This is a genomic window from Gammaproteobacteria bacterium (assembly GCA_035546635.1).
In the GTDB taxonomy this organism is placed as follows: domain Bacteria; phylum Pseudomonadota; class Gammaproteobacteria; order JAURND01; family JAURND01; genus DASZWJ01.
The window spans coordinates 87,597-111,514 of the sequence record DASZWJ010000019.1 but is presented as its reverse complement, the minus strand read 5'-3'; the positions used below and the strand labels follow the sequence as shown (position 1 = coordinate 111,514).

The following is a 23,918-nucleotide window of genomic DNA, read 5'->3' as shown; positions in this document are numbered from 1 at the left end:
TCAGGATGACAGCTATAACTGGGAGCCCACCATGCACATCAAAATCTGCGGCATCACTAACCTTGAAGATGCCCTAGCAGCATACCATGCTGGCGCCTGGGCGCTGGGATTTAATTTTTATCCGCCCTCTCCTCGCTATATCACTAAAGAAGCAGCAGCAGAAATTATCAAGCAACTTCCACCCACCCTAATCACTATGGGTATATTCATCAATCAACCTTTAGACGAGATACTTTCTTTAAAACAACAAATCGGTTTAACATTGCTGCAAGTTTATGAAGATTATTCTTGTTCGGCACAACTGAAGCAAGAAATGGTTCTGGTTACCCGCCCCGAAAATACCCATGAACTGCCTGAACTTGGCCCACTAAAAGACTACAGCATGATATTAATTGACGCACCCAAAGATACTTCCTGCCTTATGGGCGGCACCGGCAGAAAAGCCAATTGGGAAGTCGCCAGATCCTTGGCGCAAAGAGTCAAACTGATTTTGGCCGGCGGCATCAATCCTGATAATGCTGTCGCTGCTATTCAACAAGTACAACCTTTCGCCTTGGATATTTGTAGTGGTATTGAAAGCTCTCCAGGAAAAAAAAATCTGAATCTAATGCGCCAACTCTTTGAGAAGGTAAAAAATCATGTCCAAACTGCCTGACTATTTTGGCGACTACGGCGGCTGTTTTGCGCCAGAAACCCTAATGACACCGCTTGCGGAATTAGAAGCAGCCTATTGTAAATTTGTTCAAACCGATGATTTCCAACAAGAGTTACAAGACTATTTACATCATTTCGTCGGCAGACCCACAGCGCTGACTTTTGCACAACGTTTAACCCAACATTTGAAGGGCGCGCGGATTTATCTGAAACGCGAAGACCTAGCACATACCGGAGCCCATAAAATTAATAATACGCTCGGACAAGCTTTACTCGCCAAACGCATGGGAAAAAAACATCTGCTGGCAGAAACGGGCGCCGGACAACATGGCGTAGCCACAGCAACTGCGGCTGCTTTATTAGGCTTATCCTGCACCGTGTACATGGGCGCAGTCGATATGGAGCGACAAAGACTCAATGTCGTGCGTATGCGCTTATTAGGCGCAGAAGTAAAACCGGTTTACAATGGCACCCAAACTTTAAAAGACGCAACTTCCGAAGCCATGCGCGACTGGGTCACCCATGTGCATGATTCCTATTATGTCTTAGGCTCAGCGCTGGGGCCCCACCCCTACCCCACCATCGTCAGAGATTTTCAAAAAATTATCGGTATCGAAGCACGCAGGCAAATTCTTGCACAATGTGGACGTCTGCCGGATGAATTAGTCGCCTGCGTAGGCGGCGGCAGTAATGCCATTGGCTTATTTTCAGCATTTTTAAATGACGACAGCGTCAAAATGACCGGTGTTGAAGCAGGTGGACATGGTATTGAACCCGAACAACATGCGGCACGATTTGCCGGTGGTTCCATTGGTGTACTGCAGGGAACCAAGACCTATTTGTTACAAGATGAACATGGGCAAGTTCAAAAAACTCACAGTATTTCTGCTGGCTTGGATTATCCCGCCGTGGGCCCTGAACACGCATTTTTGCATGACCAGGGTCGTGTACAATACACTTATGCCACTGACCAAGAAGCTTTAGAAGCCACCCTCACTTTAGCCCGCCACGAAGGTATTATCCCAGCCCTGGAAAGCGCTCACGCGCTGGCTTATGCACTTAAAATTGCTCCCAAGCTAAAAGATGGCATCATGATAGTAAACCTATCCGGTCGCGGTGATAAAGATATGGAAACACTGGCGCAGCAGCTTAAGCTGTAATTCTCGTTGGTCAACCTAATTAAACAACAACGGAACCGCAATGAACCTCACCGAATATTTTCAACAACCCCACACCCCCGCCTTCATTCCGTTTATCATGGCCGGCCATCCCAATTTAAGAACCACCTTCAACTTAATCCTGGAACTGGAAAAAATCGGCGTGGACGCCATTGAAATCGGCATCCCCTTTTCCGATCCTATAGCTGACGGCCCAGTCAATCAAAGAGCTGCCGAAACCGCATTAAAACAAGGCACTACACTCAGCCAATGTCTAGAGCTCATAACAGAATTACGCGCCGAAGGTTGCACTATACCGCTCATTATCTTCAGCTATTTAAACCCCATCCTACACCTAGGCTTTGAGCTTTTTGCTGAACAAGCTAAAGCCGCGCAAATAGACAGCGTCCTAGTTGTAGATTTACCACCAGAAGAAGCCAGTGAGTTATACAACCTACTAAAAAAACACGGCATTGGCATGATTTTTCTTGCCTCTCCTACCACCAAACCCGAACGCTATAGTTATTACCAAGCCTTGCCCCCGACTTTTTTATATTATGTATCACGCCTAGGCGTTACCGGCATACAAAAAGATTTGCCACAACATCTACAAGAAGAATTAGTCGCAGTGAAAAAAAATCTCAAACTACCAGTATGCGCCGGCTTTGGCATTTCAACTCCCGAACAAGCCCATACTGTAGCGCAATTTTGTGATGGCGTTATCGTAGGCAGCGCATTGGTAAATACCCTCGAAAATACTTACCAACAAGAAAAAATTACGCCTTTCATGCGCTTAGCTCAGACACTTTGTCAATCGGTTAAGGCAATAGCACGCTAGTGTCTGTGCCAACTAATACGATCAAGAGCTAAAACTTCTACCTGTTACTGGGGTGGGAATTTGCCTTAAGTCATCTTTTTTGACGAGCGTTTGATCAACAATAGTTTGAGGTGGATGATCTGGCTGGCGAGAATTATGAAAAATAGAAAATTTTTTATATCCTGCTTTATATTCATTCTGACGAGACTTTTTATTATGTATCTCCTCCCATAAAGTGACATTAATGGGTTGGTTATCAAAATAATTTCTAACCAATTCACCTCGCAGCGCTTTCTCTATTTCTTCAGAACTAATTGCCCAATCAACCAGTTCCGAGTAATTCATCATTGTGCCATTTAGCGGTTTTTCTAAAATCTCACCATTGTGCGCATATAAATGATAAATTTCATTTTCATAACTAAAGGGGTTAGCATTTAGATGCAAAAAACGTCGTAACGCAACTCCATTTCCATAGTCTCCCCCACGATCCAGTTCAATATATTTATTCGCAAAGACTTTATAACGTGAAGTATCTTTATCTTCAACAGGTCGAATGCCAGCATACAATGTTAAACGTCCCGACTGTGGTGTTTTTGATTTACCATAAGAATACGCATCTCTAAGATTCATACATCCTGAGAATCCATAAAGCGGTTCGTTATATAACGTATGACGAGCTGGAGAAACATAACTCTGATTCTTTTTTTTGACCTCTTTTCTGGCCTCTCTGCGATACATGCTATCTGAAAAGAAAATATCTTTTTCTGTGACTAAATCATATCTAACCGTTGGATTGCGTATATCTTCAAAAAGCACACGCACACTGGGACCTTCATAGATGGGGAGAGTGGAAGGATCTTTTGGATTGAAAGGTTTAAATTTAGGCTCAGGCTTAGAATTAGGCAACATTCGCTGCAAGCGCAGTGCGACCAATAAAAAAATGAAGACAGCGGCTATTATTAACGGTATTGCGAAGTTAAATTTTCTTCGCTTCTTAAAACGTTCACGCGAGCTAAGCACATTAAATATCTACCTTAATCACTAGAATTTTACATTATAACAATAATTCCTACCAAACCGAAGTAAAACTTACAAAATCAAATACTTGGTTCACGGACAATACTTGCCATCTCCCTCCCAACCTTGTAAAATGCTGAAAATTTGGCAAAATCCATTGCTTCTCCAAGTAATTCCTAAGCCATAATTAGAACATGGGCGGCTCATTTGGTCCCTCCGCAGTGATATATTGTGAACCCCGTCAGGCCCGGAAGGGAGCAGCGGCAGCAGTAGATTCAGGTGCGTAGTAAGGCTAAGTCAGTTGCCCACCTTTTTATCTAACTACGCACCTCAAGACCCTGCGCATATGAACTACCAAGTTTTAGCACGCAAATGGCGTCCCCGCAGCTTTACTGAGGTCGTAGGCCAAACCCCCGTTGTACGCGCCCTCATTAATGCCCTAGACCAAAACCGTTTACATCACGCCTATCTATTTACCGGCACCCGCGGTGTAGGTAAAACCAGCTTAGCGCGCCTGTTTTCCAAATGCCTCAATTGCGAACAAGGGGTTACTTCTAAACCCTGTGGTCAATGCCAGGCCTGTCAAGCCATAGACCAAGGCCGATTCCTAGATCTATTGGAAGTCGATGCCGCCTCCCGCACCAAAGTCGAAGATACCCGCGAATTGCTGGATAATGTCCAATATGCACCTACCCAAGGTCGGTATAAAATCTACCTGATTGACGAAGTGCATATGCTGTCTAACCATAGCTTTAATGCGCTCTTAAAAACCCTGGAAGAACCACCTCCGCATATCAAATTCCTGCTAGCTACTACTGACCCTCAACGCTTACCTATTACCATTTTGTCACGCTGCCTGCAGTTTCATTTAAAAAACTTGTCTGTTGAGCAAATCAGCAATCAGCTAAGCCACATATTAGATCAGGAGCAAATTGCTTACGAACCAGGCAGTTTACCGATTCTTGCACAGGCCGCAGAAGGCAGTATGCGTGATGCCTTAAGTCTATTAGACCAAGCCATTGCTTATGGCAATGGTCAGTTAACTACCCAAGAAACCAAATTGCTATTAGGCCGCACTGAACCAGAGCTCATTCTGACCTTGCTCAACACTCTGATTGATAAAAATATCCAGCGCTTGTTAGATATCATCTCAGAATTAGCTGCTTCGGGAGCAGATTTTCAAGCCGTTCTAGAAGAACTATTATCTGCCCTGCACCAGATTGCCTTGCAACAAGCTATACCTGATCTACCCCCTAGGGCTGAAAGCGTCTGGCCTAACCTTCAAGCCCTGGCAGCACAATTTAGTGCCGAAGAAATCCAGCTTTATTACCAAATTGGTCTAATTGGCAGACGCGACTTGCCTTTAGCGCCCACACCGCGCGGCGGTTTTGAAATGATTTTATTGCGTATGGCAGCTTTTAAGCCACAGTCTTTTTTAGATGCCTTTACTGCTACGGCTAAAGTCCCGCAATCAGCAGCGATTGCTAACACCCCTACTGCAACTCCTGCCCAACCCATGCGCCCCACTACCGCTCCACAACCACAACCTGCAAAGCCACAAGTAGCCAGTCCAACGACATTAACAGCCACCGTTTCAACACCAGCTCAAACTGAATTACCCTCAACCCTAAGTTCTGAACACTGGCAACAATTATTAGCTAACCTAGATCTGCACGGCGTAGCCCAAGTCGTAGCCTCACATTGCAATCTGACACACCAAACCCCAGAGCAAATTCACTTACTGCTGGACAAACAACACGCGCCATTATTGAATAATACGATTACACAACGTATAAAAAAAGCCTTAACAGATTACTTTAAAAAAGAGCTATACTTACAAATAGATATTGGCGACTCTACCCAGCCCACCCCTGCTGGCCTGGACAAACAGAAACAAGAACACAGACAGGCTAATGCAGTGCAATCAATAAATGATGATGCCCACGTTAAAACGCTTATCAAGGAATTTAACGCGCAAATCATCCCGAATACCATCACCACGAAAGATGAATGATGGAGATGGAAATTAGTACGCGAAAAGGATACTTTACTTTAACGTAACTACTCGTACTCTATCTTAGACCGTCGTCCCGGCAGGATGCCAGGATCCAGTTCGCACGAAAGCGAAACTTTGATGTTCCTATCAACTGGATCCCGGCTTCCTGCCGGGACGACGGCTAGAGAGTGAATAGTCACCTTTTAACTTAACTACCGCACGAGGAATTTTTACATGAGCAATTCTAACTTACCTGGCATGATGAATAATCAAGTATTGGAGTTTTTGAAAGACAAGGGCCAAGAAATGGTTGAGCACTTCCAAAAAATGCAAGAAGAACTAGCCAGAAAAGAAATCTACGGTATTGGCGGAGTAGAAGATTCTGATGAAATTTTTGTTAAAGTTTTTATTAATGGCTTACAAGAATGCACCAAAGTCGTGATTGGCAAAGGCGCTACTGAAGAAGGCGTAGCCGTATTAGCAGACCTGACCCGCGCTGCGATTAACAGTGCAATGGAAAAAGTCAAAACCACCATGCAAGGTGAAGTCATGAAAGTCTATGAAAAATCTGGACTGCCTTTGTCTGGTGAAAATAAAGACGAAGACTAAGCAAAAACCTGTGTGCTATGCTGGCGTAAGCCGGCATGGCAAACCTCAGTGAAAAAGCCACTCTATGTTTACCCCCCTAGTACAGCAACTCATAGATCATTTACGCTGCTTGGCTGGTGTTGGTCCCAAATCAGCGCAGCGCATCGCCTTTCAATTGCTGGAGCGTCAACGTGAAGCTGGTTTAATTCTAGCTAACACCTTACATCAAGCTTTAACCCAAGTAGGCCACTGCCAACGCTGCCGTACTTTTTCAGAAAATCCATTCTGCGATCTATGCGCCAGTAAATCCAGAAACCGCCAGCAACTCTGTGTCGTTGAAACCCCAGCGGATGTCTATGCTTTAGAACAAACCCATAGCTATAACGGCCTGTACTTCGTGTTGATGGGTCATCTCTCACCTTTAGACGGCATAGGCCCCGAAGAAATTCAAATTCCGGCTTTAAAAAAGCTGATTCAACAAGAATCCATCCAAGAATTAATACTAGCCACCAACCCCACCGTAGAAGGCGAAGCCACAGCCCACTATATCGCCAACTTACTAAAAGGCACTACGATACACTGTAGCCGTATAGCTCATGGCGTACCCCTGGATGGGGAACTCGGATATTTAGACGCCGGCACCTTATCCCGCGCCTTAACTCTGAGAACAGCGATAGAGTTATAAAATGAATAACAACTCACTCATCCACTTATCTCTTATTAAAATCACCGGCGCAAAATCAGATACATTTTTACAAGGCCAACTCACCTGCGATATACATGACATTACAACTACGCAAAGCCGGCTCGCAGCGCATTGCAATGCTAAAGGACGGGTGTTAACAACGCTGCGGGTAATTCACTTTCAGGATAATTTTTATTTATTATTGCCCCGCAACATGCTGGAACTGACTTTGAAACACTTAGGCAAATTCGCTCCTTTCTCTCGTGTCACACTAGCAGAAGAACCTGCCCTAATTATAATTGGCTGCTATGGTGAAAATATCGCTAACCTACTGACCACAATGATAGGCAATCTGCCAGAACAACCCGATCAGGTTGTAAGCGGAGAAGATTGGTTGTGTATTCGCGTGCTTGGAAATGAACCTCGCTTTATTCTTCTCGGAACGCCAACCCACATTAATGCCATACAACAAAAACTAATACCCCATGATACCCTCGCTGATGAGATTACCTGGCGTCTACTGGATATTCAAAATAGCATTCCTAATATTTATCCCGAAACTACAGATTTATTCACGCCGCATATGCTGAACTATCCACAACTCAATGCAGTCAGTTTTACCAAAGGCTGTTATGTGGGTCAGGAAATTATCGCGCGCACCCATTACTTAGGAAAAGTTAAACGCCACTTAGAGCTAATAACTCTAAATACTAAACTAACCTATAAACCAGGAGATGTATTGCATAATGATAAACAACAAGAAATAGGTATTGTGATTGACGCTATACATACCACACCACAAGAATGCCAGCTGCTAGGGGTGGTCCAAGAGGGAATCAGCTCCTGAACGATCCCACATCTCTTTAGTAAAACCAAAACAAAAAATTTAGTTTTTGTCTCACCTAATTTAGTTTCCCCCGATATCTACCTCAGGGGGATGGTTTTTCATCATCATTATCATCATTTATTGGCCCATATCCAGAAGTAGATGACTTTTTATCAGCATGAATATAAGAACCTTCTATTTCTTGTTGTCTATCTTTACAATATAAATATAGGCAACTTATAAAGACTAATGCAGACATTGCTTGAACCAATGGATTTTCTGACTTGCTCAAACCATTGGCACCAATTATTATTCCTAATATTAACCTTAAACTGTGGTTGGCTGTTCTGATCGAGTCCCCAATAGATTCTTCTTGCTGTCTAGACATAAATGCCTCTTACTTTGGTATATAATTAAGTTATTATATGCCTGGACATCAGAAAATGTTAGGCTAAAAAAGCATATTAACTACCTTGTTTGCGCATCTGCGGAAATAAAATCACATCACGAATTGACGCTGAATCCGTGAACAACATCACCAGACGATCAATACCAATACCCTCACCTGCGGTCGGTGGTAAACCATATTCCAATGCCTGAATATAATCTGCATCAAATACCATCGCTTCTAAATCCCCGCCTTCACGATGCCTGACCTGGTCTCGAAAACGCTCGGCTTGTTCATCAGGATCATTCAACTCTGAAAATCCATTCGCAATTTCTCTACCACCAACAAAAAATTCAAAACGATCGGTAATCTCAGGATCATAATTATTCTTTCGTGCTAACGGCGAAACTTCCGTCGGAAATTCAGTAATAAACGTCGGCTCCATCAAATTTGGCTCCACAGTTTTTTCAAAAATCCCATACTGAATTTTTCCAACCCCATCTTGCTCTGTAACCCCAATATCCAATTTTCGAGCGACCGCGGTAACCCGCTCGAGATCAACTATATCATCAAGAGATACAGTGGGATTAAAATATAATAACGCTTGCTTTAGCGTCAAACGCCGAAATGGCTTAGAAAAATCATAAACCTTATCTTGATAAGTGATTAACGATTTCCCCAAAATAGTCTCGGCCAAATAACGCATCAATTCTTCAGTTAAATCCATTAAATCCTCATAATCCGCATACGCCTGATAAAATTCCAGCATCGTAAATTCAGGATTATGTCGCGTTGATAAACCTTCATTACGAAAGTTGCGATTAATCTCAAATACACGCTCAAAACCACCTACCACCAAGCGCTTTAAATATAATTCCGGTGCTATCCGCAAATACAAATCCATATCTAAGCTATTGTGATGGGTAATAAATGGTTTGGCTGCAGCACCTCCTGGAATCGGATGCATCATAGGTGTTTCCACCTCAATATAACGCCGCGTGGTAAAAAAATCACGAATCCCACTGACAACTGCTGAGCGTGTTTTAAAAATCCGCCGCGCATCTTCATTCGCAATTAAATCCACATAACGCTGGCGATAACGCATCTCCACATCAGCCAAGCCATGATATTTGTCCGGTAATGGTTGTAATGCCTTTGTTAATAAATACAATTCCGTCACTTTAATGCTGAGTTCGCCCGTTTTAGTTTTAAACAACACGCCTTCAGCACCAATAATATCTCCAAGATCCCAGTGCTTAAATTGTTCATAAATAGCATCTGACAGTATCTCTTGCTTAACATACAATTGAATGCGCCCTGTCATATCTTGCAGATGCACAAAGCTGGCCTTACCCATCACGCGTCGCGTCATAATACGCCCGGCCACTCGCACCGTTCGCGCCATAATTTCCAACTCAGCATCGGTTTTATCTGCAAATTGCTCCAACAAGTCACTGGCAAATGCGTCTTTACGAAAATCATTGGGAAAAGCATTACCTGCTTCGCGCAAATCTTGTAATTTGCTGCGACGTTGCGCAATTTGTTCATTGATATCTATATTGGATATATTTTCAGTAGTCATTCAATAGTTCCTAAATAATATTGGAAGTCATCATCTTCGCCGGTGGTGACAGTCTCTTACACCCCTTGTTTCAAACTTGCCTCAATAAAAAAATCAATATCCCCATCAAGCACAGCCTGGGTATTCGTCGTTTCTACGCCGGTACGTAAATCTTTAATACGGGAAGCATCTAGAACATAAGAACGGATCTGGCTGCCCCAAGAAATATCCGCTTTAGAAGCTTCCAAAGCATTCTGTTCAGCCGTTTTCTTTTGCAACTCCAATTCATACAAACGTGCCCGCAACTGCTTTAATGCCTGCGCTCGATTTTTATGCTGGGAGCGTTCATTTTGGCATTGCACAACAATATTGGTAGGCAAATGCGTAATGCGCACTGCTGAATCTGTACGATTAACATGCTGACCGCCAGCACCGCTGGCACGATATGTATCCACACGTAAATCCGCAGGATTAATATCTACGACAATATCATCATCAACCTCGGGCGAAATAAACACCGAAGCAAAAGAAGTATGCCGACGGTTACCTGAATCAAATGGCGATTTACGCACCAAGCGGTGCACACCGGTTTCTGTGCGCAACCAACCATAAGCATAAGGCCCCTCAAAACGCACCGTCGCACTTTTAATACCGGCAACCTCACCGGCTGAAGCTTCAAGAATTTCCGTTTTAAAACCGTGTTTATCACCCCAGCGCAAATACATGCGCAATAACATTTCCGCCCAATCCTGCGCCTCTGTCCCCCCTGATCCTGATTGAATATCTAAATAAGCATTATTGACATCCATATTCCCAGAAAACATACGCGCAAACTCTAACGCCTCTACTTTTCGGGTCAGTTTATCAATATCCGTCACCACCTCCTGAAAAGTGACTGAATCATTTTCTGCCGCAACCAGCATTAATAATTCCCGAGTATCGGCTAACTGCTGCTCTAATTGTTGAAAATCCGTCAGCAACGTTTCCAGTTGTACCCGTTCCCGTCCTAAAGCCTGAGCCTTATCGGGGCTATTCCATAATGCCGGATCTTCCAACTGACGAACCACCTCTTCCCAGCGTTCACGCTTTTGATCTACTTCAAAGATACCCCCGAAGCGCTGTAGCACGTGAAGTGAGGTCTTTAATACGCTCTAATTGTGGGTTGATTTCCAATGACATGCACCACCTGTTTTATAATTTAAATATTGTCGTTCGTATACCATTTTTTTGCTCTGTATGACAAGTAAACCTTACTTGAAAAACCAATAACTATCCCTATATTAAAATCACCCAATTGAATATGGAGAAGCCGGAATGAGCGATAAAGACAAAAATCCACAATTTCATGCAAAACACAAAGACAAAGCACGCCCAGAGTCACAAGCACAAAGCTTGGAGATAAAAGCAGAGGCAGCAGCGCTCGCATTGGAACATCCCGATTACGCTGAACTAGAAGCCAAACTCAATGAAGCCGAAGAAAAGCTCAATGCCGCTAATTCCGCGCTTGAAGAGCATAAAAATCAACTATTACGCGCCCATGCTGATCTAGATAACATCCGCAAACGCACTGAAAAAGACATCGCCAATGCCCATAAATACGGCTTAGAACGCCTCATAAACGAATTATTACCTGTTATCGACAGCATGGAGCGCGGCTTAACCCTGGACGTGACCGAAAATGAATTTGCTGCACGCGTAAACGAAGGCCTGCAAATGACGTTAAAACTATTCTTAGATACGCTAGCTAAATTTGGGGTCAAGCCTGTCGACCCCCTGAATCAGCCATTCAACCCTGAATTGCATCAGGCTATTTCAATGCAAGAAAATCCTGAAGCACAACCCAACACAGTACTTCAGGTCTTACAAAAAGGGTATTTGTTAAATGACCGCTTGATCCGGCCTGCACTCGTTGTAGTAGCTAAACCCTAATTTTTGCACGCCAACTGTCCTGACATGGCAATAGAAACTTGAAATTGCGGGAATACCCCCCCAATTACAACAAATAGTATGAGATAAATTTAAGCACTTGGAGAAAATTATATGGCTAACCCCATCATAGGTATTGATTTAGGCACCACCAATTCCTGCGTCGCAGTCATGGAAGCCGGTGGCAAAGTACGTGTTATTGAAAACAGCGAAGGTGATCGCACCACACCTTCTATCGTTGCCTACACCAAGGATAGCGAAATCCTGGTCGGCCAATCGGCCAAACGTCAAGCGGTGACCAACCCACATAACACGCTTTACGCCATCAAACGTCTAATCGGCCGTAAATTCAAAGACGAAGTCGTACAACGTGATATCAAAATGGTGCCCTATAAAATTGTTGAAGCAGACAATGGGGATGCTTGGGTAGAAGTCAATGGCCAAAAAGTAGCTCCGCAACAGATTTCAGCGCAAATTCTAATGAAAATGAAAAAAACTGCTGAAGCTTATCTCGGACACGAAGTCAAAGAAGCCGTTATCACGGTTCCAGCTTATTTTGACGATTCGCAACGCCAAGCTACCAAAGATGCTGGCCGCATTGCAGGTCTTGAGGTCAAACGTATTATCAATGAACCGACCGCAGCTGCCTTAGCCTATGGACTAGATAAAAAAGGCGGTGATAGAAAAGTCGCAGTCTATGACTTAGGCGGTGGTACCTTTGACGTTTCCATCATAGAAATCGCTCGCGTCGGTGAAGAACACCAATTCGAAGTGCTGGCGACCAATGGTGATACCTTCCTCGGTGGTGAAGATTTTGATTTACGCCTAATTGATTATCTCGCCAGTGAATTTAAAAAAGAATCCGGTATTGACCTTCACAGCGATCCTTTAGCGCTGCAACGTCTTAAGGAAGCCGCTGAAAAAGCCAAAATCGAACTCTCTTCTTCACAACAAACCGATGTCAACCTGCCCTATATCACGGCAGATGCCACCGGACCTAAACACTTAAATATCCGCGTGACCCGTGCCAAATTGGAATCACTGGTTGAAGACTTAATCGAACGTACCATTCCACCCTGCAAAACCGCTCTTAAAGATGCCAATCTGAAAATATCAGAAATCGACGAGATCATCTTGGTTGGCGGCCAAACACGCATGCCTAAGGTACAAGAAACTGTAAGAAATTTCTTTGGTAAAGATGCCAAACATGATGTTAACCCAGATGAAGCTGTTGCCATCGGTGCCGCCATTCAAGCTGCCGTGTTATCAGGTGAAGTCAAAGATGTGCTGCTGCTCGACGTTACCCCCTTATCCTTGGGTATTGAAACTATGGGCGGCGTGATGACTAAATTGATCGAGAAAAACACCACCATACCGACTAAAGCTGCACAGGTATTTTCCACTGCCGATGACAACCAGACTGCAGTAACTGTTCATGTATTGCAGGGCGAACGCGAAATGGCTTCTGCCAATAAATCATTAGGTCGTTTTGACCTATCGGATATTCCGCCTGCACCTCGCGGTACGCCACAGGTTGAAGTCACTTTTGATATCGACGCTAACGGTATCTTACACGTCTCCGCTAAAGACAAAGCCACTGGCAAACAACAATCTATTGTCATCAAATCTTCCAGCGGTTTATCTGAAGATGAAATCAAAAACATGGTGCGTGATGCCGAAGAACACCGAGAAGCCGATAAAAAATTCCATGAATTAGTTGATGTTCGCAATAAAGCTGACAATCTTATTCATGCATCTACCAAATCCATTAAGGAATTGGGCGCTGACATCACTGAAGATGAGAAAAAATCTATCGAAGAAGCCATTGAAGCTTTGAAAAATGTCCTGAAGCAAGATGATAAACAAGCGATAGAAGAAAAAACTCAAAAACTCAGCGAAGTCTCCGGCAAAATGGCCGAACGTCTTTATGCTAAAAAAGGTGCCGATACTTCTGCTAAACCAGAAGGTGCTGCCCATGCTGCTGATACTGGAAGCACACAGAGTGAACAAAAACCTAGCGGCAATGAAAACGTCGTTGATGCTGAGTTTGAAGAAGTAAAGGAAAATAAAGAGGATAAATAACAGCGAACTTTTCTCTTGCCGTAGATCTGTCATCCTGAGCGTCAGTGAAGGATCTCCTTGTGGTGGCTCATTCGGTGTAAAATTTTGCCACCCTAAGGAGATCCTTCGCTTCGCTCAGAATGACAATCAACAAAGGTAAAGTTAAGCTGATGAAAAACATCTCTGAGTCAGATTAAAGCATCACTACAATCCGGTACCCACTCATCATGACTACCAAAAACGACTACTACGAAACACTCGGGGTTTCACGTTCCGCTAGCGCAGAAGAAATTAAAAAAGCCTTCCGTCAGCTCGCCATGAAATATCACCCAGACCGTAACCCCGGTGATAAAGCTTCCGAAGAAAAATTTAAAGAAATAAAAGAAGCCTATGATGTATTAAGCGACACACAAAAACGCTCGCGATACGATCAAATGGGTCACGCTGCATTTCAAAGTGGCATGGGCGGTGGTGCGCGTGGTTTCGACTTTGGCGATATCAGCGATATTTTTGGTGACATCTTTGGTGACGTATTTGGCGGCGGTAGAGGCAAAAGAACACGTGCCCAACGCGGAGCTGACTTAATCTATAATCTAGAATTAAATCTAGAAGACGCCGTACACGGCAAAACCATGAAAATCCAGATCCCCACCTGGAATAATTGCACCGAATGCAGTGGCTCAGGCGCCAAAAAAGGCACCAGCCCCACCGTATGCGGTACTTGTAATGGTCAAGGACAAGTACATTTACAGCAAGGCTTTTTCTCCGTGACCCAAACCTGCCCCGACTGCCGCGGACAAGGTCAAGTTATCAAAGAACCCTGCCCTAAATGCCGTGGACAAGGACGTGTACAACAGGAAAAGACCTTATCCGTCAAAATTCCTGGTGGCGTTGATACCGGTGATAGAATCCGCCTACAAGGCGAAGGTGAAGGTGGTACTTTTGGTGCACCCGCCGGTGATTTATACGTGCAAGTTAAAGTCAAACCGCACCCTATTTTTACCCGCGACGGTAATGATTTACTCTGTGAAATTCCCATCAGCTTTACCATTGCTACACTCGGTGGCGAAGTCGATGTCCCCACCTTAGATGGTCGCGTGAAGCTTAAAATTCCCACAGAAACACAAAGCGGCAAATCATTTCGTTTACGTGGCAAAGGCGTACGCTCCGTACGCAGCGGACGTCACGGTGATCTTTTATGTCGAGTAGTGGTTGAAACGCCTGTAAATTTGACTCGCGAACAAAAAGATTTGTTAAAACAATTCTCAGAATCTATCGACAAAGGCGGGGATAAACATAACCCCAAATCTAAATCTTGGTTTGATAGTGTTAAAAGTTTCTTTGAAGGATTGGCTAATTGAATGACTAGGTTTTTTTGATCTCAACTGATTGAGGAAATATTTTCGTTCAATCTTACAGTTTAATCTACCAGAAGAGATATTTTCAGAGATATTTTCTCAATAGTCAAAGCCGTCGCTTTAGCAACGACTTCAGGACTAAAATTTTCCTTTAGCAGATTATGTGCTATCTTCAAGATAGTTTCATTTTTTCCTGGTTCCCTAGCTTCTGCTATAACTTTTGGTATAATTTTTCTAAGCTCTTCTTTAAATCCTTCTAAAAACCCTTTCTGGTAATATTGCTCTACTAAAGTCACAAGTAATTCTCCGATCTTAAGGGATAAATGAAAATAATTAAGTTATTGAATGTATTTCCTCAATAGTTAAACCAGTAATTTTAGCAATGGCTTCAGAACTATAACCCTGTTTTAGCATAGTACTTACCATCTTCAAGATAGTTTCATTTTTTCCTTCTTCTCTACCCTGCGCTATACCTTTCACTCTCCCTTCAGCTATACCCTCTACTCTACCTTTCTGGCGATACTGCTCTACTAACGTCATAAGACTCTCCCCTATTTGATAGGACAAATGCGAATTAATCAGCTCATTGAATGCATCTGAATCAGATACTTCATTCGCCACAGCAAAATAATATAATATTTTCAAAGGAATGTCCTGCCTACCATATTGCTCTGCTTGCTGTAACATATCCATTAATTCTTTCAAAATAGGTAGTATATCTCGGTCATAGATATGCTTCATAGCAAGGCTCACCAATCCAGACCATAAATGTTCTTTTAATACTTCATCAGGAATATGATTCAATTGTATTAACTGAAAAGGTTGGAAAGCATAACGATCAATTAAATCAGGTGGCGCATTAATCATCGCTTTAAGATGAGTAGGATAATACCAGGCTTCCTTACCATTATAAAAAACCGTTGAATAGACTAGAGGAACTTCTTTATGATTATCCCAATGATTTTTAATTAGACCACTCTCATAAAGCAAAACTCGCACTGGCATATCAGCTCGTGGTGTTGATTGATGTTCAATTAAATTAATAATATAGGCAGTTTGAGAACCCTCTTTCAGCTTTATTCGATAAACGACATCTGTATAAGAAGAACGCAGCTTGCCATCCACAATACGATCTTTACAAATTTCTAGCGTTGTTAAATCCAATGATTCTAGCAATGGTTTTGGCAGATACTGTTCTAAAAAATCTCTAGCGATAGTTAAGTCTGATAATGATTGCGCAAAAAAACTATCATGTGGATTAGTATGAGAAAGTGAAATTTTTTGAATTTTTCTATTTTTGATGGCTGGCATTGAAATAATCCTATTTGCGAGCCATCATGGTTGGGTTTGATATTGCTGTCAATACCGTATTTAACTAAATTATAGCTACTCTCCTTCTTTGAAAAGGTAGTTCAGTTATGTTAAATTAATTAACTCAGTCTTCTGTTACAGAGAGAATTTTCCATAATCGAATCAATAGATGTAACCATATTTTTATATAATTATTTAGGTAATTCCTATTGCTCGAAGTCTACTCGTGTTAGCAAAACGCATGAAATCTTGTCTATTTTGCTCTCTTGCAAGAAAACTCTGCGAAGTTCTCATTAATTGCTGTTGAACTTTTTTAGCGCTTCGGGAGAAATCTCCTTCCAAACATACCGTCTCTTCTTTTTCAAGACCTCTGCTTTCTAGTTTTTTTTCTTCTGCTGCAGTTTTAAGTCGAAATAAATCTTGAGTAATCGCCTCAGCTAAAACTTGATGGAAATCACTATTACCCCAGGCAAGAAAGCGCTGAATCATGCCTTGCAAAGCGACACACCCATCTTCAGCTGAAGCTAATGTTGATAGTAAAAATGCCCCTTTCAAAAAATCGATTAATCTTTCTTTTTGGTGGTCATTTATGACATCCGTTTTTTTGGGTAAATATAAACAAGGGCGTTGACTAAGAAATGAATCTACATTTTCAGATATAGACCAAAACGCTAGGGTTTCCTCCTCTTCACGCACCAATGGACAGTATGCACGATTAATAAGATTAATTAAACGATCATAAGCTGACTTAGCTGACAAAACGAATGTAATATCTTTGGAATCTTTATCATTCTTAAATTTATTTTGAAACATTTTAAATTGCATTTTTCATACCTCATCTCATTTTTTACAATGCTTTTATTATAATTTATCAGCAAAAATTGAGAAGGCATAAAAAATAAACAGAGTGTTTCCTAATAAAAACAGAATTAAGCACACGTGAAGTTTAAGAGGAGAGTAGTTATGAAAAATATTTATCGGCCACTTTAGTTAATGCCGACAACTCAGGAAGGATCGTTTCAAATTTCTGCTGACGTTTCAATAACGCCATCAGCTCTGGCGCAGGTGGTAACGGTTTGCTAATAATGGGTTCAATCACATTTTCAAATTTGCATGGATGAGCCGTTGCTACAATAATCCACGGTTTATCATTCAACTGCTGACGTGCATAATAGGCAGTTGCGGTATGCGGACAGATCAGCACTTGTTCTTTTTGATAAGCCTGAGTAATTGCCTGTTTAATTCCCTCATCATCAACACGTATTGCGTGCACCTGAGATTTAAAATCAGTAAAGTCTGGGAATAAATCCTTTAATCGCGCAAAATTACTGGGATTACCCACATCCATTGCATTAGCAAGCGTAGCTTGCGTCGGGAAAGGTTGGTATTTACCTGTTTCCAGATAATGTGTGAGCGGGCGATTAGCATTAGTTGCAATCACAATTTCACGCAGTGGAAATCCAAGCTGTTTCGCCCAATAGGCTGCCGTGACATTGCCCAAATTGCCTGATGGCACAATAAAACCTACACTCTGACCCTTTTGCTGCTGAAACTGTAAACTGGTATAGGCATAATAAACAATTTGTGGCAAAAGACGGGCGATGTTAATGCTGTTGGCAGTACTCAGCTGATATTTACTTTGCCAGCTCGAATCGCTAAATGCTGTTTTAACTATACGTTGACAATCATCAAATGCACCCTCCACAGCAACCGCCAATATATTGTCCTGCCAGCAAGTGATTTGTTGCTGTTGTCTTAAAGAAATTTTTCCACGTGGAAAAAGTACAATGACTCGTGTTGGATGCTGTTGAAAAAATGCACTGGCAACTGCAGAACCGGTATCACCGGAAGTGGCGACTAAAATTGTTAATGGTTTATTTGTAGGAATACGCGCCATACATTGGGCTAGAAAACGGGCACCAAAATCTTTAAATGATAAAGTCGGCCCATGAAATAATTCTAACATCCAGGTATTTGCGTTTATTTGCGTATTAGGTACTGCAAAGTTAAAAGCTTGTTGACACATGACTTGCAAATCATTTTGCAGTGGTGCGCTTATAAAATGTTTTAATAATTGGCTGGCAAACTCAGGGTAGGAAGATAGAGAAAATGTATCAAGCTGGAGTTTTGGAAATGCATCAGGGACATATAACCCACCATCTTTTGCTAATCCACTTAACACGGCTGATATAAAATCATAGTGGGGTTGTTGATTTTCAGTGCTATGAAATTGCATGAAACTTGCTCCTTATTTCTTTATATGAATTTAATCACATCACATACGCCCCCTGCTGACTTATCGGCGATAAATATATATTACTAGTAATACCACATTTAGCAAATGCCGCCTGCATAGCTAGTCCTACTTGTTCTGCTTGCATTGCGTCACGCGCAAACGCCAACACGGTTGGACCTGAACCTGATAAAGACGCACCTAATGCTCCTTTCGCCAATGCCGCCTTTTTAACAGCAGAAAAACCAGGTACTAATTGCTCACGTTGCGGTTCTATGATGACGTCTCGCAAGGATTGTGCTATTAAGTTTAAATCCTTTTGATAGAGCGCACTAATAAAACCAGCGAGATAAGCAGATTGCACACAATGGGCATGCAACGGTACGCTAGCAGCTAAAATACTACGTGCTTTGCGCGTGGTTAATTCCAAATGCGGATGCACTAACACACAAACAATATCAGGAATAGGCAGCGACACGACCTGAATCGGATTCTGCTCTGTAATTAACGTAATACCACCATACAATGCCGGCACAATATTATCAGGGTGTGCCTGACCGCTGCATAAAGCTTCTCCCAACATAGCATAATGCGCCAACTGCGTGAGTGATAACGGTGTAGGCAAAAACTGATTCAAAGCCATCAATGCAGCGGCTGCCGATGCCGCAGAACCACCCAAACCTGAGCTTAAAGGAATCCCTTTATGTAACTCAATATCAAAGCCCCAATTGAGATTGAGATCGGCCAATAACTGCGCTATCACCGCTGAAGCAATATTTTGCTTGGGATCAGTCGGTAGAGAATCTATGCCAGAAATATGTGTAATGACTAAAGCGCTATCTTGACGACGCGTCAATGTGACTTTGTCACCAACATTTGAGATAGCTAACCCTAAAATATCAAAACCAACAATCACATTGCCGCAAGTTGCAGGCGCATAGGCAGTGACAGTTTGTAAATCATGCATATTTATTCTCTTAATCTAAAGCCGTAACCAATCGCAGTAAATCCGCAAAAATCCCCGCTGCCGTCACCTCAGTACCGGCACCTGGACCTTGTATCACCAAAGACTGTGGTTGATAACGCCGTGTCGTAAAAATCAGCATATTATCAGTGCCCTGCAAACGGCTAAACGGATGATTTTGACCAAATCCTGCAATTGCAATATGAATACTACCATTAGCATCTATGGTACCCACATAATGCGGCTTTTCTCCCCGCGCTAACATAGGCTCCAATGATGCATGTATTTGCTCATCAAACTCAGGCAGACGCTCCAAGAATTCTTCAGCACTCACCTGTTGCAATGGCGCAGGAACCAGGCTAGTAATAGACAAGCTTTCTAAAGTCGAGTTATGCCCCAACTCCCGCGCCAAACACACAAATTTGCGCGCCACATCCATTCCAGATAAGTCATCACGCGGATCAGGTTCCGTATAACCCTGCCGCTTAGCTTCACGTACGATGGAGGAAAATTTTTGTCCCATGCCAAGCTGACTAAATATATAACTGAGTGTCCCCGACACTACTCCTTGAATACTCAATACTTCATCACCAGTAGCAACAATATCTTGCAAGGTTTTAATAACCGGCAAACCCGCACAAACCGTTGTCTCATATAAATAAAAACGATTTTTTTGTTGCGCAAAAGCATGCAATTCCTGATAAAAACTAAAATTTCCTGAGTTAGCACGCTTATTAGGAGTAATAATATGTAGGCCGCGAGCAATAAAATGCGGATAGAGATCAGCAATCTTTGCGCTCGCTGTGCAATCGATAATGACCGCATGCGGCATATCATCCGCAGCAATATGATTGATAAAATCTTCCATATTCGCGGTTGTGGCTACACTATCACGTTGTGATTGCCATTGCTTCAGATCAATATTGCTATCCGCCAATAACATTTTTTTAGAATCGATAATACCGCGCACCTGTAAATTAACTTTACGCTTGTGCTGTAACTGGGGGGCGGTATCAGCTATTTGCTGCAATAACGTCGCTCCAACCTGACCTGGACCAATTAAACCAATAGATAATGTTTTGCTCGACAAATAAAAACCGGAATGCACCGCACGTAGCGCTTTATAAATATCGAGACGTTCCACTACAACAGAGATATTGCGCTCTGATGATCCTTGCGCTACCGCTTTGATATTGACATTCGCCTTGGTCAGCGTATTGAATAATTTACCTGCCACCCCCTGGTGACCGACCATACCATCGCCAACTACCGCTAAAACTGAACAATTTTTATCGATAGTAATCCCTTTAATTAATTGCTGGCCAATTTCAAACTGAAACTGTTCCTGCAGAAACTCCTGTGCCTGATTCGCCTGATCTTGCTTAACTGCAAAGCAAATAGAATGTTCAGAACTAGCCTGAGAAATCAGAATAACTGAAATGCCTCCCTGGTATAACACTTGAAACACGCGAGTTGCCGTACCTGAAACCCCAACCATGCCTGAGCCTTCTATATTGATCAAAGCGACATCATCAATACAGCTTAAACCTTTTACTAAATAGTCAGTAGTCTGGCATTTTGCTGAGATTTTAGTTCCAGGTGCTAAAGGGTTTCCACTGTGTTTTACATAAATGGGAATATTATTATTGATAGCTGGAAATATGGTCTGCGGATGAATCACTTTCGCACCAAAATAAGCAAGCTCTAAAGCTTCTTCATACGAGAGTTCCGGCAAAGGAAATGCAGAACGAACTTTATTAGGATCTGCACTGTAAATTCCATCGACATCAGTCCAGATAATCAGCTTTTCTGCATGCAATAGACGCGCAAATATAGCTGCAGAATAATCACTACCATTGCGCCCTAAGGTAACAAACTGGTGTTCTGCATTAGTGGCGATAAATCCAGTAATCACTAAATGTTGAAAATCTGCAGACTGCAATAATGGATCTAGCAGCTGCTGACTATGCTCCCAGTCAATATATTGTTGCTTGTGTTTGCGATAAGTAATTAATATTTTAGATGCATCGATAAATAACGTAGCGGCTTCACGGTTTAATAATGCTGCCAGGATTTGTGCTGACCATAACTCGCCATAACCCAATACCTTATCTTGCACTTGCGTATTATAGCTGCCTAGTAGTTGCGTGGTACGCAAGAGGTTTGCTATCGCGTCGCAGTCACTGTTGATTATACTCACCATCTCTTGGCATTGTGGGTCAGCATCGAGCAAATGCTGGATGATGTCGTGTTGAAACTGTTTTATGTCCGCTAATTTTTCGTGATATGCCTGCTGCTGGCAGGCCAAATTTAACAATGCCTGCAATTGATTAGTGATACCGGCGCTTGCGGATACAACAATAGCCGTTCGATTGCCGCGCACAATATTTTGCACAGCACGAAAATGCGCTGCCGTTGCTAAACTACTGCCACCAAATTTATGGACTTCTATGGGATTGGAGATTTCATTCATGGGGTGCTTGCCTGTTTAAAATATAATTCATATCTTGCGTTTTTTTATATCCTTTACCCTTGTATTGGGTTGCAATGATTGCTCCCACCAAAGCCACAACACCACCACAAAGTGCCAATAATTTAGGCACCTCACCCAATAACAACCACCCCAAACCAGTCGCCACCAGTGGCATCAAGAATAAATAATTTGAAGCGCGCGAAGCTGGCATATACCTTAGCGCATAACTCCAAGCTAAATAGCCAATAAACCCAGGAAATGCACCTAAATAAACACATGCCAACGTAGCACTCATAGACACTGTTTTAACCTCTGTCCATAACGTGGGTGTATAGAATAACAATATGAAAGTACCGCTCCACATAGTATAGGCGGTCAATTCAATGGGATGATATTTAGGTGTTAGAATTTTATTGCACACCGCATAAATAGCACCGCAAAAAACTGCGATGATTAAATACCAAATGCCAAGATCCAGATTACCCTGCAAACTGCTTCCGCTGCCATCGCCTCGATGTGCAATGGCAATTAAACCCACGCCAACCACACTCACCCCTAATCCAACCCAAGCACTTTTAGCAATTTTTTCTTTCAATAACAACGGTGCTAATAATGTGACGATAACCGGCATCTGACTGATAATAAACCCTGTTATGCCAGAAGAGACGGTTATTTCACCATAGTTTAACGCGATGTTATAAATTCCAAACCCAACGACACCGGTAAAAAAAATCAGCGGCATATCTTTTAAAGCTGGCTTATCGCGTTTAGAAAAAAACAAATATAAAAACAACATACCCATTGATGCAATTAAATAACGCAGTAAAGCCACACTGCCAGGACTATATCCTTTAAGCCCTATGCGAATACCCACAAAAGCGGATGCCCATGAAACAACACAAAAAGTTAAACAAATGGCAGCCTTAGTTTTATCTGAAACACCTTTCATCCGAAATACTCCCGAGCCTGTTTTGCATCTATTAAAATCTGCTGTTGCATTAATTCCACCGAATCAAATTTTTTATCGTCTCGTAATTTATGCAAAAACTCCACATAAATATGCCGCCCATAAATTTCCTGGTTAAAATCGAACAAATGTACTTCAAGCAAACTCCGACCACCCCCATCGATGGTGGGACGATTGCCAACATAAGCAACGCCTTTAACTGGATGTGGCAAAACACCATGGGTTATGACCGCATAAATCCCAGAAAGTGACACAGCCTTGCGATGCAAAAATACATTAGCCGTAGGGAAGCCGAGCATACGTCCACGTTTGTCACCATGCGCTACTTTACCGGAAATCCCATAATGGCGGTTTAATAATTGCTGTGCTACATCAAGCCTTCCCTGTTCCAAGGCTTGACGCACACGTGAACTACTAACCCGCTCTCCCTTGAAGACATACGTAGGCATTTGCTCAGCTAAAAAACCTAAACGCTCACCCATCTGTTTTAATAATCTGATATCACCACCACGTTTATAACCAAAATGAAAATCATCCCCTACTAACACATAAGCAGCATTTAATTTATCGATGAGCAAGGTATGCACAAAATCCTCAGCAGAAAGGCGCGCCAATAAGGGATCAAAACGCAGACATAATACATAATCGACGCCTAAAGTATTCAACACTCTTATTTTTTCATGTAATCGCATTAGACGGGGTGGAGCATCTTGTGGCTTAAAAAACTCATTCGGTTGCGGCTCAAAGGTGATTACCAAGGTAGGCAACCCCATCTCGCGGGCTTTTTGCTGCAGCTGTTTTAGAAGTTGTTGATGGCCGATATGTACACCATCAAAATTGCCTATGGTAAGGACACAACGCGGAAAAGTTTCAGGCAGGTTGTAGATCCCACGAATAAGTTTCAACAAAAATATATTCTCCAGTCTTTAATATTTT

At 42.5% G+C, this 23,918-nt stretch carries 22 protein-coding genes and 1 other RNA gene; 11 read left to right on the top strand and 12 right to left on the bottom strand.

What is annotated here, in order from left to right:
* Positions 1–31: 31 nt before the first annotated feature.
* Genes VHE99_04535 through trpA form a run of 3 tightly spaced genes read left to right on the top strand, consistent with a single transcriptional unit; the run spans position 32 to position 2,649 of the window.
* Positions 32–655: a phosphoribosylanthranilate isomerase gene (locus VHE99_04535; GenBank protein HVV68289.1), complete on the top strand. Its 624-nt coding sequence runs from the start codon at positions 32–34 to the stop codon at positions 653–655.
* Positions 639–1,814 carry a tryptophan synthase subunit beta gene (trpB, locus tag VHE99_04530; protein HVV68288.1) on the top strand — a complete coding sequence of 392 codons (1,176 nt, stop codon included), beginning with the start codon at positions 639–641 and terminating at the stop codon, positions 1,812–1,814. The genes VHE99_04535 and trpB overlap by 17 nt, the downstream gene beginning before the upstream one ends.
* 40 nt (positions 1,815–1,854) lie before the next feature.
* Positions 1,855–2,649, top strand: a complete 795-nt coding sequence (gene trpA / locus VHE99_04525; GenBank protein ID HVV68287.1) for a tryptophan synthase subunit alpha — start codon at positions 1,855–1,857, stop codon at positions 2,647–2,649.
* 21 nt (positions 2,650–2,670) lie between these two features.
* On the opposite strand, the gene VHE99_04520 is transcribed toward trpA, so the two are convergent.
* A complete protein-coding gene (locus VHE99_04520; protein HVV68286.1) occupies positions 2,671–3,546 on the bottom strand; it encodes a hypothetical protein in 876 nt (291 codons plus the stop codon).
* 304 nt (positions 3,547–3,850) lie between these two features.
* On the opposite strand from VHE99_04520, the gene ffs reads away from it, so the two are divergent.
* The 5 genes from ffs (at position 3,851) to VHE99_04495 (ending at position 7,761) form a co-directional block, all read left to right on the top strand.
* Positions 3,851–3,946: signal recognition particle sRNA small type (ffs, locus tag VHE99_04515), an RNA gene on the top strand.
* Between the two features lie 45 nt (positions 3,947–3,991).
* Positions 3,992–5,659 carry a DNA polymerase III subunit gamma/tau gene (gene dnaX, locus VHE99_04510; GenBank protein HVV68285.1) on the top strand — a complete coding sequence of 556 codons (1,668 nt, stop codon included), beginning with the start codon at positions 3,992–3,994 and terminating at the stop codon, positions 5,657–5,659.
* Between the two features lie 216 nt (positions 5,660–5,875).
* Entirely contained in the window at positions 5,876–6,250 is a 375-nt protein-coding gene (locus VHE99_04505) for a YbaB/EbfC family nucleoid-associated protein (GenBank protein ID HVV68284.1), read from the top strand.
* Between the two features lie 64 nt (positions 6,251–6,314).
* Entirely contained in the window at positions 6,315–6,914 is a 600-nt protein-coding gene (gene recR / locus VHE99_04500; protein HVV68283.1) for a recombination mediator RecR, read from the top strand.
* A gap of 1 nt (position 6,915) precedes the next feature.
* Positions 6,916–7,761: a hypothetical protein gene (locus VHE99_04495; protein ID HVV68282.1), complete on the top strand. Its 846-nt coding sequence runs from the start codon at positions 6,916–6,918 to the stop codon at positions 7,759–7,761.
* Between the two features lie 82 nt (positions 7,762–7,843).
* On the opposite strand, the gene VHE99_04490 is transcribed toward VHE99_04495, so the two are convergent.
* The 3 genes from VHE99_04490 to prfB form a co-directional block, all read right to left on the bottom strand.
* The gene (locus VHE99_04490; GenBank protein ID HVV68281.1) at positions 7,844–8,128 is read right to left on the bottom strand and encodes a hypothetical protein; all 285 of its coding nucleotides are present in this window, start codon (positions 8,126–8,128) and stop codon (positions 7,844–7,846) included.
* Between the two features lie 76 nt (positions 8,129–8,204).
* A complete protein-coding gene (gene lysS, locus VHE99_04485; GenBank protein ID HVV68280.1) occupies positions 8,205–9,710 on the bottom strand; it encodes a lysine--tRNA ligase in 1,506 nt (501 codons plus the stop codon).
* Between the two features lie 56 nt (positions 9,711–9,766).
* Positions 9,767–10,868 (bottom strand): peptide chain release factor 2 gene (gene prfB / locus VHE99_04480; GenBank protein HVV68279.1). Its coding sequence is split into 2 segments (ribosomal slippage): positions 9,767–10,789 and positions 10,791–10,868, totalling 1,101 coding nucleotides; the frame shifts between segments, so codons are not numbered across the junction.
* Between the two features lie 135 nt (positions 10,869–11,003).
* On the opposite strand from prfB, the gene grpE reads away from it, so the two are divergent.
* The 3 genes from grpE to dnaJ all read left to right on the top strand — a co-directional run bounded on the left by grpE (position 11,004) and on the right by dnaJ (position 15,037).
* Positions 11,004–11,618, top strand: a complete 615-nt coding sequence (gene grpE, locus VHE99_04475; protein ID HVV68278.1) for a nucleotide exchange factor GrpE — start codon at positions 11,004–11,006, stop codon at positions 11,616–11,618.
* Between the two features lie 111 nt (positions 11,619–11,729).
* Positions 11,730–13,697 (top strand): molecular chaperone DnaK, encoded by a 1,968-nt coding sequence (gene dnaK, locus VHE99_04470; protein ID HVV68277.1) that lies wholly within the window; start codon positions 11,730–11,732, stop codon positions 13,695–13,697.
* Between the two features lie 206 nt (positions 13,698–13,903).
* Positions 13,904–15,037, top strand: a complete 1,134-nt coding sequence (gene dnaJ / locus VHE99_04465; protein HVV68276.1) for a molecular chaperone DnaJ — start codon at positions 13,904–13,906, stop codon at positions 15,035–15,037.
* Positions 15,038–15,096: 59 nt separating this feature from the next.
* Here dnaJ and VHE99_04460 read toward each other — a convergent pair whose 3' ends face one another.
* The 8 genes from VHE99_04460 to VHE99_04425 form a co-directional block, all read right to left on the bottom strand.
* Positions 15,097–15,330, bottom strand: a complete 234-nt coding sequence (locus VHE99_04460) for a hypothetical protein (protein HVV68275.1) — start codon at positions 15,328–15,330, stop codon at positions 15,097–15,099.
* A gap of 37 nt (positions 15,331–15,367) precedes the next feature.
* A complete protein-coding gene (locus VHE99_04455; protein HVV68274.1) occupies positions 15,368–16,345 on the bottom strand; it encodes an Rpn family recombination-promoting nuclease/putative transposase in 978 nt (325 codons plus the stop codon).
* A gap of 195 nt (positions 16,346–16,540) precedes the next feature.
* Positions 16,541–17,170, bottom strand: coding sequence for a hypothetical protein (locus VHE99_04450; protein HVV68273.1), 630 nt, complete (start codon positions 17,168–17,170; stop codon positions 16,541–16,543).
* 136 nt (positions 17,171–17,306) lie between these two features.
* A complete protein-coding gene (gene thrC, locus VHE99_04445) occupies positions 17,307–18,581 on the bottom strand; it encodes a threonine synthase (protein HVV68272.1) in 1,275 nt (424 codons plus the stop codon).
* A 34-nt stretch (positions 18,582–18,615) separates the two neighbouring features.
* A complete protein-coding gene (locus VHE99_04440; GenBank protein HVV68271.1) occupies positions 18,616–19,545 on the bottom strand; it encodes a homoserine kinase in 930 nt (309 codons plus the stop codon).
* A 10-nt stretch (positions 19,546–19,555) separates the two neighbouring features.
* Positions 19,556–22,015 carry a bifunctional aspartate kinase/homoserine dehydrogenase I gene (gene thrA / locus VHE99_04435; protein ID HVV68270.1) on the bottom strand — a complete coding sequence of 820 codons (2,460 nt, stop codon included), beginning with the start codon at positions 22,013–22,015 and terminating at the stop codon, positions 19,556–19,558.
* Positions 22,008–22,964, bottom strand: coding sequence for a DMT family transporter (locus tag VHE99_04430; protein HVV68269.1), 957 nt, complete (start codon positions 22,962–22,964; stop codon positions 22,008–22,010). Before VHE99_04430 ends, thrA begins: the two co-directional genes overlap by 8 nt.
* Positions 22,961–23,890 (bottom strand): bifunctional riboflavin kinase/FAD synthetase, encoded by a 930-nt coding sequence (locus tag VHE99_04425; GenBank protein ID HVV68268.1) that lies wholly within the window; start codon positions 23,888–23,890, stop codon positions 22,961–22,963. The genes VHE99_04430 and VHE99_04425 overlap by 4 nt, the downstream gene beginning before the upstream one ends.
* Between the last annotated feature and the right edge of the window lie 28 nt (positions 23,891–23,918).